Annotated in this window: 9 protein-coding genes and 2 pseudogenes; 7 read left to right on the top strand and 4 right to left on the bottom strand. The window is 66.1% G+C overall.

The features are described 5' to 3' along the window. Positions 1 to 64: 64 nt before the first annotated feature. Positions 65 to 1,684, top strand: coding sequence for a protein kinase domain-containing protein (locus tag J8F10_RS01975; RefSeq protein WP_210652170.1), 1,620 nt, complete (start codon positions 65 to 67; stop codon positions 1,682 to 1,684). Between the two features lie 293 nt (positions 1,685 to 1,977). Beyond that, positions 1,978 to 2,580, top strand: coding sequence for a c-type cytochrome (locus J8F10_RS01970; protein ID WP_210652160.1), 603 nt, complete (start codon positions 1,978 to 1,980; stop codon positions 2,578 to 2,580). 151 nt (positions 2,581 to 2,731) lie between these two features. On the opposite strand, the gene J8F10_RS01965 is transcribed toward J8F10_RS01970, so the two are convergent. After that, a complete protein-coding gene (locus J8F10_RS01965) occupies positions 2,732 to 6,061 on the bottom strand; it encodes a DUF1549 domain-containing protein (protein WP_210652158.1) in 3,330 nt (1,109 codons plus the stop codon). 304 nt (positions 6,062 to 6,365) lie between these two features. Beyond that, positions 6,366 to 7,850, bottom strand: a complete 1,485-nt coding sequence (locus tag J8F10_RS01960) for a WD40 domain-containing protein (RefSeq protein ID WP_246522796.1) — start codon at positions 7,848 to 7,850, stop codon at positions 6,366 to 6,368. A 418-nt stretch (positions 7,851 to 8,268) separates the two neighbouring features. On the opposite strand from J8F10_RS01960, the gene J8F10_RS01955 reads away from it, so the two are divergent. Further along, a complete protein-coding gene (locus tag J8F10_RS01955) occupies positions 8,269 to 9,030 on the top strand; it encodes a c-type cytochrome domain-containing protein (RefSeq protein ID WP_210652156.1) in 762 nt (253 codons plus the stop codon). 3 nt (positions 9,031 to 9,033) lie between these two features. On the opposite strand, the pseudogene J8F10_RS01950 reads toward J8F10_RS01955, so the two are convergent. Beyond that, a pseudogene (locus tag J8F10_RS01950) lies at positions 9,034 to 9,498 on the bottom strand (DUF7873 family protein); the annotation flags it as partial. Positions 9,499 to 9,667: 169 nt separating this feature from the next. Between J8F10_RS01950 and J8F10_RS38260 the strand changes: the two are divergent. Next, positions 9,668 to 10,327, top strand: coding sequence for a hypothetical protein (locus tag J8F10_RS38260; RefSeq protein ID WP_246522792.1), 660 nt, complete (start codon positions 9,668 to 9,670; stop codon positions 10,325 to 10,327). Then, positions 10,234 to 11,232 carry a LysR family transcriptional regulator gene (locus tag J8F10_RS01940; RefSeq protein WP_246522791.1) on the top strand — a complete coding sequence of 333 codons (999 nt, stop codon included), beginning with the start codon at positions 10,234 to 10,236 and terminating at the stop codon, positions 11,230 to 11,232. The genes J8F10_RS38260 and J8F10_RS01940 overlap by 94 nt, the downstream gene beginning before the upstream one ends. Positions 11,233 to 11,279: 47 nt before the next feature. Here the strand turns inward: J8F10_RS01940 and J8F10_RS41065 are convergent. Next, a pseudogene (locus J8F10_RS41065) lies at positions 11,280 to 11,504 on the bottom strand (DUF7873 family protein); the annotation flags it as partial. A 480-nt stretch (positions 11,505 to 11,984) separates the two neighbouring features. On the opposite strand from J8F10_RS41065, the gene J8F10_RS01930 reads away from it, so the two are divergent. Both J8F10_RS01930 and J8F10_RS01925 read left to right on the top strand, forming a co-directional pair. Further along, positions 11,985 to 12,548, top strand: coding sequence for an RNA polymerase sigma factor (locus J8F10_RS01930; protein WP_210652153.1), 564 nt, complete (start codon positions 11,985 to 11,987; stop codon positions 12,546 to 12,548). A gap of 11 nt (positions 12,549 to 12,559) precedes the next feature. Beyond that, positions 12,560 to 14,683, top strand: coding sequence for a protein kinase domain-containing protein (locus J8F10_RS01925; protein ID WP_210652152.1), 2,124 nt, complete (start codon positions 12,560 to 12,562; stop codon positions 14,681 to 14,683). Positions 14,684 to 14,794: the final 111 nt, after the last annotated feature.

Genomic DNA, 14,794 nt, shown 5'->3' with positions numbered 1-14,794 from the left:
CGGCATTTGCGTCGCATTGTTGAATGCGATACTCCGTTTCGACGGGCGGGAGACCCGAAAAAGAATGTCCATCACCATTCGCAGCGACCGACACGGTTCACCGGACGGCGCGGGTGCGGGTCGGGTCGCGCTGCCCGAAACCGCTGCGTTCCCGTTCCTCCGCGCCCCCGCACTGCCCGGCGAGTTCGGCCGGCTCGGAAACTATCGCGTGTTCCGGCTCATCGGCTCCGGCGGTATGGGGAAAGTGTTCTTCGCCGAAGACATGACGCTGAAGCGCGACGTGGCCCTCAAAGTGATGTGCCTTCCACCGGGCGAGGACGTGGGGAGTTGGTGGGAGCGGTTCCTCCGCGAAGCCCGCGCGCTGGCCGCGATCAAGCACCCCAACCTCGTGACCGTGTACCAGACCGGCGAGGACCGCGGTACGATGTTCCTCGCGATGGAGTTGCTGAAGGGCGAATCGCTGGAATCGCGCCTGCGCAACAAGACACCGCTTAACTACCCTGAACTGCTGCGCACGGCCGAAGAGATCGCGACCGGGTTAAGCGCGATCCACGAACACGGGTTGATCCACCGCGACATCAAACCGGGCAACATCTGGCTCGAATCCGGGAGAGACGAACAGAAGCGCGGAGGGCCTGCCGGCTCGGGTTCGTCGGTCCTCCCGCACGTGAAGATCCTCGACTTCGGCCTGGTGCGGGAGATCCACGAAGACACGCACCTGACCGAGGCCGGTGCGGTCGTCGGCACACCCGCGTACATGTCGCCGGAGCAAGTGCGGGGGTGGCCGCTCGATCCGCGGACGGACCTGTTCAGCTTCGGGTGCGTGTTGTACGCGATGGCCACCGGGCGCCCGCCGTTCGCGGCAACCAGTCCGATCGCACAGGCCGCGGCGCTGGTCGCCGACACCCCGGTGCCGGCGCGGAAACTGAACGCCGACGTGCCCGAATCGCTCTCGAAATTGATCGCCGAGTTGCTGTCGAAGAACCCCGACAGCCGGCCCTCATCGGCCGCGGAAGTGGTCAAGCGCCTTCAGGACATTCGCGACGGCTTCGACCGCGATTCCGACACCGAAGTGATGGAATCGGCCCGGCGCTCGTTCTGGCGCCGGCACCGGACCGCACTCGCGCTCGTCGCGTGTGCGTGGGTCGCGCTGGCCGCGGTGGTACTCGGCGTGGCTCTCACAAAGGGACGCGGAAAGGCCGGCCCACAAGGTGGCGGTAGCGGCGGGGCGCAAGTGAAGGAGACCGCACCGCAATCCCAGTTCGTTTCGGAGCTGCCCGTGTTGGACACCTACGTGTTCCCGCCCCCGGGTCACCTCCCGTCGCACGTCGACGGCAAGGTCCGGGTCCGCGGGGTGCTCGCGCCGCACGGGATCTTCATGCACGGAGCCCCGTCGTTCGGCAAACAGATGTTTGCGAGCTACGCGGTTGACAAAATGTACGCGCGCTTCCAATCCGAGGTCGCGATGGCGGACTCTTCGGACGAGTGGGGCGGACCGCTCATGTTCGTCGTAACCGCCGACGGTAAAGAGATCTGGCACTCGGACGTCATCGGCGTCGGCACCCCAAAGGAGTCGTGCGACCTCGACATTCAGGGGGTCAGCGTTCTCACCCTCGGGCTGCGCACGCTCGGCAATCACAGAGGCGCCCACGGGGGCTGGATGGAACCGCGCTTGGTGAAATGATCGAAACTGGCAGCGACCCCTTCCGTAGCCCTTCAGTTTGGGGCTTTACACGCTCAGCACGCGCCCGAAACCGGGCGCCGCGCCCACCTCGGTCTACAAGTTCAACCAAGCCACTATCGCTTCACCCGAAGACCGTCCCGAACGAGGTGCTTGTTCCGTTTAAGGTGCCGTGGTCTAATTTGCCGACGCGCTTCGACCGGAGCACTTCGGCCCCGACTCGCGCGTTCCCGCTGCGATCTATCCCATCCGGGCGGCGGGCGGCGTCATTCATCTCGGACGGAAAGGGTACGGCGATGACTCGCGGTGGTGTTCGGAGTGCGTGGCCCGCGCCGCTCTGCCTGAGCGTGGCGTTCGGGCTGGCGGTCGTGGGGTGTCAAAAGAAGGTCGAGAACACCGACGCGGGCGGACCGCCGGTCGGTAATTCGCGCGGCGGACCGCCCGGGGGCATGGGCGGGCCTTCCGCGCAGGACGTCCTCGCCAAACTGCCCGGCGGGGAAGAGTTCGCGGCCGGCAAGAAGGTGTACGCGGACAACAACTGTGCCCGGTGCCACAAGCTCGGCGATACGGGCGGGGGAATGGGACGCCCACCGGGAATGGGCGGGCCTCCGGGTGGCCCCGGTGGACCTCCCGGGGGGCCAGGCGGACCGCCCGGAGGCCCGGGTGGACCTCCCGGAATGGGCGGGCCTCCGGGTGGCCCCGGTGGGCCGCCGGGAATGAGCGGACCGGACCGGACCAAGACAGGAGCCGAGGCCGAACACACAACAAAGTGGCTCAGCGATCACATCCGCGACCCGAAGTCCCACTCGCCGACGTCCCGAATGCCCGCGTCCGGGGTCGATAAGATCAGCGATGCTGACCTGAAGGCGCTGGTCGAATACCTCGCCAGTCGCAAGTAGAACGCAACCCGCGCTCGACACCGAACAGCGGCCCACACACGAACGATCTGCCACAACAATACGACCCCGGCGAGCACAGGTGCCCGCCGGGGTCGTATTGTTGTGAGCCTCCAACACACAACGAATGGGTTGGAGGTCAGTTCCTTCGCAATTAGTGGTTGAACAAGAACGCCGGATTGTTGATGAGCGCCCAAACCAGGTCTTGTGCCCCCAGCACGCGGGCGTCGGAAGGCGGCGCGTCCGCGGCCTCAGCCGCGAGGCGGGCGTATTCCTTGTCCTGCGCCAGATACATCTGCCGCAGCGCGTCCTTTTGAGCCGGGGTCCGCTGATCGATCGGCGTTTCGAGCAGCGCGATTTGGGCCGGGGTCAGCGCACTCTGGAGCTTCGGGTCCGCGTCCGTTGTCACCGACAGCCGGAACTTACCGACCGTGTGCTTCCCGCCGTACCTTTGGTCCAGGACCGCGGTGAAGTAAACCCCGGCCCCCCCGCTCACGGGCTTGTCGAACTTGAACAGCGCCGCGTTATCAGCGCCGAACCGCGGCGCGGTGGCCCACCCGGTGACGGGGTTACCGTCCACCGCGTTCGCCGCCGGGAACGTGTCCTGAGCGAAGATCTGGGCGGTCGCCTTCAGCTTAATCGCAGCCGCGTTCACGTCCGGCTTGTCGAGCGCCTTGTACGTGAGGCGGAACTCGTTGAGCACGAAGTTACCGTTGTCCGCCCGGCCCGGCCCCTTCACGGGAAGGGTCGGATCGGCGAGCACTTCGAGCCGCAGTGCGGTGATCGGCTTATCGATCTCGGTGAGGCCGAAGACCGTGTAGAGATCGGTGTCTGGAACAACTTTACCACCCGCGAGAATCGAGCCGTCCTTGTTGATCGTCAGCGTGGTGTCGGGCATCTGTGCTCGCGCGCGGCGCACGTCGAGCGGGGTCCACGCGGTCGGTTTCTGTGCTTTCAGCGCCTCTTCCCACACGGCCTGCTTCGCATCGAGTGTAGCCTTGTGCGCGTTGAGCGCATCGAGCTTCGGCATATACTCCGCGAGCATCTTCGCGTGGTCGGTCGCGGCGGCGCCGATCGCGGCAATCGCGGCCTTCCGTTCCGCCGGGGTGGGGAGCCGGTTCAGCACCGCGAGGTAGATTTCGTCGGCCACCTTCGCGTCGTCCTTCTCCGCAACGACGAACCTGTTGAGCCGGTTGCTCGGGTCTTTGATGGCGTCCCCGACGACGGGACCGTTCACCATCGCCATGATCGGCCCGATGTTCAGCCCGGTCCCGCGCTCGCACTCGCACGAGGTCTCGCGCACCGGCTTGTTGAAGATGTCCAGGAACCCGCCGGGCAACTCGACATTGCTATCGAGCAACTGCGCGGCGCGGGCGCCCGGGGGCAGACCCGGCAACCGCGACTGCGACCCGGTCGCACGGTGGATCGTGTCGAACAGCACCTCGGCCGGGAGCCGCCGTGCGAGGGCGTGGGAGTAGTTAATTTCGTCGTCCCTGTTCCACTTGTTCGTCGCGAGCGAGAGCTGGTACGTGCGGCTCTTGCAGATCGTCTTGATGAGCTTCTGCGTATCGAACCCGCTCGCTACGAAGTCCTCGGTCAACTTGTCGAGCAGTTCCGGGTTCGTGGCCGGGTTCCCGGCGCGGATGTCGTCCACCGGCTCGATGATGCCGACGCCGAGCAGGTAGCTCCACACGCGGTTCACGTAGCTCTTCGCGAAATACTGGTTCTGCGGCGAGGTGATCCATTTCGCGACCTCTTCGCGGCGCGACGCCCCGGCGGGTTCCTTCATTGGTACCGGGTACGGGAAACTCGCCTTCGCGTTCTCGCTGGTGCGGTCGTGTTTGATCTCGCCGGCCTTCAGGTCGGTGATGATCTCGACGAGCGGCTTCGCGCCCTCGACCGCGGTGCCCCCGAGCGTCTGGCCCCGGAACTTCGGGTCCGGGGTGCGGCCGACCTGGGCGAAGTACGCCGCGAGGCTGAAATATTGGTCCTGGGTCCACTTCTCGAACGGGTGGTCGTGGCACTTGTTGCAGTTGAACCGCACCGCGAGGAACAGTTGCGTGGTGTTCTCCATCACCGCGTCGGGGGTGCGGAGCGTCTTGTAGTATGCGCCGGGCGGGTTCTCCACGTTCGAGCCGGTCGCGGTGATGATCTGGTGCGCGAACTTGTCGTAGGGCCGGTTCTCGGCCACCGCGTCTCGAATCCACTTGCGGAACGCGGTCGCACCGACGTCGCCGAGGAACTTGCGATTCACCATCAGCATGTCGGCCCACTTGTTCGACCAGTGCTCGACGAAAGCGTCGCCGCCCACGAGCCCGTCGATCACCGCTTCGCGCTTCGCACGGGTCTCGCGCGTATCGGCGACGAACTGCCGCACCTGATCGACCGTGGGCGGGAGCCCGGTCAGGTCGAGGTACACGCGGCGCAGGAACGTGGCGTCGTCGGACACCGCGCTGGCCTGCACTTTCACCTTCTTCAGTTTCGCATCAACTAACTCGTCGATGTAGTTGCGAACGGGCTGCTGGTTCCACTCGAAGCCCGAGCGGTCGCCCATGATGACGATCGTGCTCGCGGCGTAGGCCCCTTCGTAGCGCGCGAGCATCGTCGTTTCGCCGCGCCGGGCGGTCGCGACCAGGCCGGTCTTATCGACGGTCGCGCCCTCGGTGTTACTGCTCTCGATGAACGTCTCGGCGGACACGTCGCGCACGCGACCGTCGGTATAGGTGGCGATCGCGGCGAACTGTTGTTTCTGCCCGATGCGCCCGATGATCGGGTTCTTGGGGAAGATTTCGAGTGACTTCACGCGGACCGCGTCGAGGTCGAGCTTCACGCCCTGCGCGATCCACCTGCGGACGAGTTCGTAGTTCGGGTCGCCGGCCGCCATCGTCACACCGCCCTGGTGCGGCACGGCCCCGGCCGGCTTCATCAGCATGAGGCTCTTTTCCGGCGCCGCGCGGTTGAACCGGCGCCCCTCGAGATCGTCCGTGAGCGCGCGGAAATCGTACAGCGAGTCGTACCCGCGGAGCGAGAGCTTGAAGCCGTTCTTGCCCGCTTGCGCGCCGTGACAGGTGCCCGCGTTGCACCCGAGCTTGCTGAGCACCGGTTGCACGTCCGTAACGAAGCTGACCGGCTTGTCTTCGCCGAACCCCTTCGCGGCCAGCGGCACGGTCGCGGTGGTGCCCGCGAGGGTCACTGTAATCTCGCCCGAGCCGTCGGCGGCCGGCCGCACCAGCCCGGCCGCGTTCACGGTCGCAACTTTCGGCACGGTGACCTTCGCGATGCGCGTCGCGTCGATGACGTCGCCGGTGTCGAGCGTCGCGGTCACGAGCAGTTGCGAGTACGCGAACGGCCCGCTCAGCTCGATCTTCGTGGGGTGAACGTCGAGCTTCGTTACCTTTGCCCCATCCGGCAGCTTTTCTTGCGCGAATGCAGGAAGCGCACCGCCGATCAGGAGCACGGCCGCAGCGTATCGAAAGAGTTTCATGGAAGAGGTCTCGGGGGTCGGTTGTCGGTTAAACGCCCGGGGACCGGGCGGGGGTGGTTCGGATCCCTGGTTGTGTCCCAGGGCGTTGCCCTGGGCTGGGGAATCTCAGACCTTCGGCCTGAAATGCCCGGCACCCGAACGGGTGCGATTCCTCAGCCCAGGGCAACGCCCTGGGATACGGGCGGGGACAACGCCTCTCGGATACAACGGCCCAATACGGGCGGGACAACACCGGAATTCATACGGCCCGGACAACGCCCTGGAATACGGGATCAATCGGGGACGCTGGACGCGCCCCGGGCTGTCATTTTTTCGGCAGCACCACGAAGCTGTTGAGCAGTTTGCCGGTCGCGGCGTTGTGGAGCCACACGGTGCCGTCGAAGCCCGCGGACGCGATGACGTTCCCCGCGGGGTGCCACGCGGCCGCGTACACGGGGCCGGTCACGTTCTCGCACACGATCTTCGAGCCGCTGTTCGCGTCGTACACGCGGACCTCCCCCTTCCCGTCGAGGCTGCTGACCGCGGTGAACTTCGTCCCCTCGGGGTTGAACGCGAGCGACGAAATGCGCCCCGGCATCGCGTCATATTCGCGCACCTTGTTCGAGTCGTCGCCGATCTCGCGCTTCACTTCGCGGTGCATCTTGTAGAGCCGCGGTTTACCGTCCGAACCGGCGATGATGACTTCGTCGTACACGTTCGGCTTCGCGCCCGGCGTGTCCGCGGGCACCTTCTGCATGCGCTTGGGCAACGTGAGTTTGTGGGCCGTGGACCACACTCGGATCTTGGCCGAATAGTCCATCGGTCGGCGGTCCACCGCCATCAGCCCGCCCTTCAGCGCGCCGGGCGTGATGCTCGTCACGTTGTCCACGAACCGCTGCGTGGGGACTTCGGTGAGTTTCATGCTCATGTCGCGCCCGACGGAGACGAGGTGCAGACCGTCCTGCGAAAACACCGTGCCCAGCACCCAGTCCGAGTGCGTGCCCATCTGAAGGATCTGCTTGCCGCTCGTCGCGTCCACGGCACGGACAGTGTTGTCCGAGCAGCCGAACGCGAGCGCCTTGTTGTCGGGCGCCCAGCTCACGCCGTAGAGCGTGTCGAACGTGACCGGCGCGGAGACCAGGAGCTTCTCGGCCTCGGGGTTCCACACTTGAACCTCGCCGAAGCGCCCGGGGGCGCCGCCGACCACCGCGAGTTTCTTCCCGTCCGGCGAGTACGCGATCGACTGCACGCGCTCCGAAATCCCGATGAGCCGCGACTTGAGCGCGTACCCGTCGGTGTCGTAGAGCAGCACTTCATGGTAGCCGGTCACGGCGAGCCGGGAGCCGTCCGCGTTGAACGCGAGCGCCGTTACGACCGGCGGCGCGGAATATTTTGGCGGGTTCGAGGCATCGACCACCACCGCCCGCGCGCTCGCGGGAGTGTCATCGGTCGCCCCCTGCGCGATCCAGTCCGTAATGAGTTTGATCTGAATCACGTTGAGCGGGTCACGGCCCTTCGGCATCTCCGCTTTGCCGTTGTCGTGAACCCTGATCTGTTCGACGAGGTGACTGGCCGCGGGCTTGCTCGCGACGACGCCCGCTTTTCCGCGTTCGCCCGGCTTGAGCAGGTCGGCGTGCGTGGTCATTACGTAGCCGCCGAGCGGCTTCGCGGGCTGGTGGCAGCCGTTGCAGTGCTGCTGGAAGATCGGCCGCACGTCCTTGTAGTAACTCACCTTGACCGGGTCTTCAGCGCGAGCACCGACCGGGAGTGAAAAAGACGCGAGAACAACGAGCGCGTAACGAATCCGCATGAATGCGAACCTCGGCGGGGAGGGCCAAAACGGGCCGGAGGTTGAGGCGGGCAGGAGTGAATAGTGTACCAGGGCGCGCCGGCGGGGAGCAACAGTTTCCTCGCGCCCCGATACAATTGTGATCCCGGCACGCAATTGACTGCGTTCTCCGGCACCGAATCTACTCGCCGCTTCGATACCGGCCCGCCCGGATTTCTGGAACTGTGCCTACCCGCACCTCGTCTCAATGGAACCAGGAGGCGTATATGTGTGCGCCCTCCCCCGCGCAAAAACTCGACCATTGCACCACGAGAAAAGGGTTGGCCCGGTTCGAGCGCCTGAGCTAAAATCGGTAATTCAGTGGCCGTTGCCGGGCTGCGGCGCGAGACGCTCCACTGTCGCCTCTCTTCCCACGCCCACACTCCACCCCCGAATCATCATGCCTCGACGCGACAAACGCGGATACGATTCCGACGACCAGGCACCGGTCCCGGCGGGAACTCTCTCGTCGAACGGGCAGTGGATCTTCGGATCGCTCTACGCGGCCCTGACGCTCATCGGCTTCAGTTTTGGGGTGTGGGCGGGCGCGAGCAAGCCGAAGCCTGTCGAGGTGGCGGAAGTTAAAAAAGAACCCACCGATAAACCCGGTGATCGGAACACGCCGGTGGTGAAGCCACCAGTCGCAACTCCCCCGGTCGAGCCGAAATCGAACCCGATGCCGCCCGTCGAGGTGAAGCCCAAAGAACTGGAGCCGGAACCCAAACCACCAGAACCCAAACCCAAAGAACCAGAACCCAAACCGCCGGAACCGAAGCCCAAGGAGCCCGAGCCGAAGCCGCCCGAACCCAAGAAGGTGAACGTGAAGCCGGTTTCGTTCAAGGACGTGTCGAAAGTGTTCGTGGCCCACTGCAACAACTGCCACGGATCGGTCGGGAAACCGAAAGCCGGAATCGACTTGCGCACGGTCGCGGCCATCATGAAGGGCGGCGAGGACGGGGCCATTGTCAAAGCGGGCGACCCCGAGAAGAGTGTACTCTACATTTCACTCACCGCAGAGGCGTCGAAGCCGATGCCGCCGGACGGGAAGCCGCGGCCGACCGAGGCGGACATCAAGCTCGTTCACGACTGGATCGCGAGCGGCGCCAAGCAGCGCCGGCGCCCGGTCCGCGGGCGGCGCGGGCCAGCGCCCACGCGCTGCTAAGAATCACTCCCCGAAGACGTAGCCGAACAGGGCTTCGGCCGCCTTCTGGCGCTCGATTTCCAGCAAGTTCGCCTGCTCTTTCGCGACCTTGATCGCGTCCTGCAACTTGCGGACGCGCGCGAGGATCGCGTTCTTGCGGTCCGCCGCGATGCACCCGCTGTAGAGGATCTGCGTCCACGTCCCGACCGGCACGTCCTTCGTGAACAACTCGGTCTGCGCCGGGTGCTCCTTCGTGGCATCGTACTTCACGATAACGGTCGGTTCCTTGCTGGTCCGCAGGGACTCGTTCGCCCTGCTGCGCAGCAAGCCGCTGTTCGGGTCGTGTGCCCACTCTTCGGCCGGGTCGGGCGTCGGGAGCTTGGCCACGAACGTCTCGAGATCGTTCACCTGTTTGTCGAGAAACAACAGCGTGGTGACCGGCACGTGCGCGAGCACGGTCTTGCCGTCCACGACAATGTCGGACTTCGCGGACTGGTTCCCCGGAGGTCAGTTCACGGTTTGTTGGGGCTAGCAGTGTTTCGAGGGCGGGATAGGAAATCCCCAACCGTCGTCGACGCAACCTCAAGGCAGGACGAGCCATGCCGACGCCCCGCTTCACGCCCGAGGAACTCCGCCAACTCCACGACCTCGCCCGGCAGTGGGCCAAGATCGTCTCAAGCGGGCCTTCGGCGACGACGGCCCCGGACTCGACGTGGACTTCCGAGCCATGGAGCAGATCGCCACCGCCGCGGCCCGGGGACTCACCGAGGGCACACTCGAACTGCTGCTCCAACAGCAGGCCGACAAGCTCTCCACCGAACAGCCGTGTCCGGCGTGCGGCACGCTCTGTCCCACGACGCCGCACACCCGACCGCTCACCGCGGACGGAGCCGAGGTCGAGCAGACGGAACGCAAGGCCCACTGTCCCGACTGCCGCCGGGACTTTTTCCCCCTGCGGACGGCTCTGGGCCTGGATGAGCACGGGTACAGTTCCTCCGTCCTCGAGCGTATCGTCACCGCCGCCGCCCGGTTCGCGTCGTTCCGCGATGCCACCTTCGCCGTGCAGATGTCGCGGGTCGGCATCAGCGAGAGCCAGGTCCGCCGGCTGGCCCACAAGGTCGGGGCGGAACTGGTCGCCGAACGGGACCGGAAGGCGGTCGAGCACCGCCGCCGGCAACTGGCCTCGCGGACGGGGGTGGTTCCCGAGGTCGTCGGTGGAGGTCGATGGGGGCGCATCCGTACCCGCGCGGCGGGGCGGCCCCTGGTGTCCACGAAGCCCAGAACAAGGAGGACAAGATCGCCGGTCTGGCCACGTTGAAGGGTCCGACGTTCGCCGCCGACCCGTGCCCCGAACCGCCGGAGTCGTTCCTCTGCCCCCGCCGGGTGCAACGTCTGGTGAGCCAGATGAAGGGGCACTCGGGTCGGGACGATACCCAAGAAACCCCGGACGAATCGACCACGGCCGGAGTCGAGCCGATCGCGACCGGGTCGGCCGGGCGGTGGTCACCGGAGAAGTTGGTGCGGACGTGTGTGGCGAGCCTGGGATCGAGTTGTTCGTTCGGCCCGTTGGTGGCGGCGGAGGCCCAAGAGCGGCACTTCTACGAGGCGAGGCGCCGGGCGTTCGTGGCCGACGGGGCGGCGTACAACTGGTCGATCCACGAGGGGTACTTCCGGGACTTCGAGCCGGTCGTGGACCTGTTGCACGTGCTGTGCTACGTGTACTCGTCGGCGCGTGCGGTGGGCGGGGACGAGTCGGGCGGGTGGCGACAGTACGAGGCGTGGATGCGTTCGTGTTGGAAGGGCCGGGTCGCCGAGGTGCTGGTGGAGTTGGACGGGTGGCACGAACGCCTGGGAGAGTCGCCGGCGGGTGAGGCAAGGACGGCGGAGGACCGCCGTGACCCACGTCGGTTGGTGGCCGAGGCGAGGTGCTACCTGAGGAACAACGAGAAGCGGATGGACTACCCGAGATACCGGCGTGAGGGGTTGCCGACGACGAGCAGCCTGGTGGAGTCGCTGGTGGGTGAGTTCAGCGCTCGTGTGAAAGGGAAGCAGAAGCACTGGAACCGCCCGGACGGGGCCGAATCCATCCTGCAACTCCGGGCGGCCGTTCTGAGCGAGGACGATCGCTTGAGTCGGTACTTCACTGACCGATCCGGAAGCCCGTTCCGGAAACGGCAGCCAGTGGAGAAAGACGACACCCCAAACACGCAAACCGCGGCGTGACCTCGGTTCCCCGTGTCCTGCGTGAGAATGAGGTTCCACAACTCCGTCCATTTCTCGCGCGCCTGGCGGATCAGGTCATCGGCGCGCTGCTGCACGCGCTGGCTCTCGGGCGGCAACTTCTGGCCGTTGATCTCGTCGAGCGGGCGGTAGGTGCGCTCGCGCCCGGTGAAGAGCTGTTCCTTCTGGATGAGTTTGTACAGTTCGGTGATTTGCTTCTCCGCGTCGCCCTTGCGGGCGGTGACGACGGCGTTGATCTGGTTCAGTTTCGGCACGGGCGTTCTCCTGTAACGTTAAGATTGAGTCTAACGTAACAAGACACGCGCGATTGAGGGAGGTTCAGACGAACGGCCCGCGCCGGCGTTGCCCTCGTGTCCCGGCACCGAACTGGCGTACTGGCGCCCGTTCGGTGCCGGGTCACGAATCCCCACACGAGAGGACGGGTGAGCCCAAAACCGCGTCTGGACACTTGAGGCGGTATTAATGGAAGTGAAGCCTCTCCCCTTCAGTACCTCCCGATACGCGAGCACTCCGCCGGCCAGCTCGTGAGAGCGCGTCCGCACCGAACGGCGTTTTTAAACCCAAAGGAATGCTACACTTCGGTTGTCGCAAGTGGGGACCAGCCGCGCGCACAATTGCCATCACAATACAAAACACTCTGATGACAACCGGTATCAATCGATTGCTAAGAGTGTTTTCGAGATCTATACTGTTTTTGTTGAGATCATTCCAGTTGTCCGGCTCGAGGATCTGTCGTGGGTGAGTCGGCCGCGTTCGCGGAACTGATTGCGGGATTCCGGGCCGGAAACCCAACGTCCATCAACGCACTGTGCCAGCAGTACGCGCCGTACCTTCGAGCGGCCGTGCGCAGGCAGTTGCACCCCCGACTGCGCACGCGGTTCGATTCGCTCGACTTCGTCCAGGACGTCTGGGCGTCGTTCCTCGCCATCCCCACCGAGCGGTACACGTTCGACACTCCGGAAGCACTACTCGCCTTTTTGAACCGCATGGCGCACAACCGCGTCGTCGAGGTGTTCCGCCAGCGGTTCGGGACTCAAAAGGACGACATCACCCGCGAACAGGGCGTGAGTTCCGAGGACGGGAGCGACCAGATCCGGGCGCCGGTCCCGACCGCGAGCCAGTTGGTGATCGCCGACGAGGAGTGGGACCGGCTGCGCGGGCGGTTCCCCGCGGGCCAGCGGATGGTCCTCGAGTTGCTGCGGGACGGCCACAGTCACGAGGACATCGCACGGCTCGCCGGCGTTAGTTTGAGCACCGTGAACCGGATCGTTCGCAGGCTGAAAGACTTTACCGCTTAGTTGGATCGCCCATGCCCACCGCCAGTCCCTCGCTCCTCGCTCCGCCCCCCGCCGTGGACGGGCTCGTCGCATCACTCAAACGCGCGTGGCGCCAGGGCACCCCGCCCAATACGGCCGGGGTGCTCCGGGACCACCCGGAACTGCTCCGGCACCGGTCACTCACCGTGGACCTGGCCTACGAGGAGTATTGCCTTCTGGAGGAGGCGGGGCGCCCGCCCGAGCCGGAGGAGTTCTGTCGGCAGTTGCCGGCGTTCGCGTCCCAGGTCCGGGAGGTGATCCGCGGGCACCGGGTCTTCGCCGATCACCCCGAACTCTTCGCGCCCGCGGAGGTCGATTGGCCCGAGCCCGGCGCCAGTTATGAGGGGCTCGTCGTCGAGCGCGAATTGGGCCGCGGGGGGTTCGCCCGCGTGTACCTAGCACGCGACCCCGCCACCGGGAACCGGCCCGTGGCTCTGAAGCTCTCCCAGGAGTCGTCCGTCGAAGCCCGGACCCTCGGGCCGATCGTTCACCCCCACATTGTCGCGATCCACTGGGCGCGGCGCGTTGAGGGGCTTCACGCGATCTGCATGTCGTTCGTCGGCGCGGCCACACTCGCCGACGTGATCGAGGGCTCCTTTCGCGGACCGGCCGCGGGCCGGCCCCGGTCGGCCCGAACGATCCTCGGGGTAACCGACTCGGCGGCCGCGCCCGCCGCCGCCCCCGCCGCTCGGGGTGCCTCACTCTTGGACGGCCGGGAGTCCTACCCCGACGCCGTAGCGACCGTCGCGGCGCGGCTGGCCGATGCCCTGGCCTACCTGCACCAGTCGAGCGTCAGTCACGGCGATCTGAAGCCGTCCAACATCATCCTTGGTCCGAGCGGCCACCCCTATCTGATCGACTTCAACCTCGCGACCGGGCTGGACGATTCACTGTTCCGGTGCGGGGGAACGGTTCCGTACATGGCCCCCGAACGCCTCCGGTTGCTCCTCGGTGAGCGCGAGGGCACGGGGGCGGGGGCGGCCGCGCCGACGGACGTGTACTCCCTCGGAGCGGTGCTCTTCGAGGCGCTCACGGGGCACCTGCCGTTCAAACCGGGCACGTACCTCGACCCAAAGGACTTGGCGCGCGACATGCTTCGGCGCCAGGCGACCGCGCCCCCGAACGCGACCGCGTACAACCCGGAAGTGCCGGGACCATTGGCCCGACTCGTCGCCCACTGCCTGCTCTCCGACCCGCGGAAGCGCCCCTCGGCACAATCACTGGCCCAACAGCTCCGGCGCCACCTGGATCGGCGGGCACGGCTCAAACGGGCGCTCCTTACCGGGAGCGGGCTGTTGGGTGGGGTGGCCCTCGCGTGGCAGGTCGCAGCAGCGGCGCCGTCCGCGCCGGACCCGCACCCCCAACCAGAAATCACGGCCCCCTCAGAGACGTCGACCGTTCGGGCCAAGCCGTCCACGCCCGAGGAATTCTTCCAGCGCGGGACCGAGTTCCTACGGGGGAACGACACGGCCGCGGCCATGAAAGACTTCGACGACGCACGGCGGGCCAAGCCGGACGGTCAAAACACGGCCTACCTCGCGTACTGCCACGCCCGTTCAGGTAACCATAAGGCGGCGACGACGCTGTACCAGGAAGCGATCCGGGATTACGCATACGCGAAGGCGTGGGCACACTCCAACCGGGCGAACAGCCTGATCCGGTGCGGCTCGCCCGACCAATTCCGCGAGGCGATCGGCGCCGCCACGACCGCACTGGAACTTGCGCCGGGTCTCCGCGCCGCCCACCTCAACCGCGCCTACGCTCGGTTCCTGCTGGACCTCGACCCGAAGACACAGGTGCTGAAGAACCCGGACGAGTGCCTGAACGACCTGGAAGCAGTCATGGTCAAAGGGCCGTACACCGCGGACCTCTTCTACAAGGCCGCACTCGTTCTGGTCACGGCCAAACCGGGGAACGAGGAGTACTGTGTGCGGGCGGTGAATTGGTTGCGCGAAGCGGTGAAACTCGGGCGCGACCCCAAGTTACTCGCACAAGACGCGGTTCTCCGGGTCCACTTGGCCGGCCGAGCCGACTTCACAGAGGTCACCAAACAGGCGCCCGGCGAGCGCCCCGCCCGCGCCGCGAACCTGCACGTCATCGACCCGCTCGACCCGTAGAGTTACCAGGGCCGGGACGATTTCCCGACCGGCCCGCGAGACCCTTTCTGTTCCCGTAAGCACCCGTTGCGACACGGCCCCGGACACCAGCGTCCGGGGCCGTGTCATTTT

This window comes from Gemmata palustris (assembly GCF_017939745.1).
GTDB lineage: Bacteria > Planctomycetota > Planctomycetia > Gemmatales > Gemmataceae > Gemmata > Gemmata palustris.
Note: the sequence above shows the minus strand (reverse complement) of the source record. Positions and strands in the feature narration are given on the sequence as shown.

Bases quoted from the DNA above. Each gene is read 5' to 3' on its own strand.
- J8F10_RS01960 (WP_246522796.1), bottom strand. From the start codon at position 7,850: ATGCGGATTCGTTACGCGCTCGTTGTTCTCGCGTCTTTTTCACTCCCG.
- J8F10_RS01970 (WP_210652160.1), top strand. From the start codon at position 1,978: ATGACTCGCGGTGGTGTTCGGAGTGCGTGGCCCGCGCCGCTCTGCCTG.
- J8F10_RS01955 (WP_210652156.1), top strand. From the start codon at position 8,269: ATGCCTCGACGCGACAAACGCGGATACGATTCCGACGACCAGGCACCG.
- J8F10_RS01925 (WP_210652152.1), top strand. From the start codon at position 12,560: ATGCCCACCGCCAGTCCCTCGCTCCTCGCTCCGCCCCCCGCCGTGGAC.
- J8F10_RS01975 (WP_210652170.1), top strand. From the start codon at position 65: ATGTCCATCACCATTCGCAGCGACCGACACGGTTCACCGGACGGCGCG.
- J8F10_RS01965 (WP_210652158.1), bottom strand. From the start codon at position 6,061: ATGAAACTCTTTCGATACGCTGCGGCCGTGCTCCTGATCGGCGGTGCG.
- J8F10_RS01940 (WP_246522791.1), top strand. From the start codon at position 10,234: ATGGGGGCGCATCCGTACCCGCGCGGCGGGGCGGCCCCTGGTGTCCAC.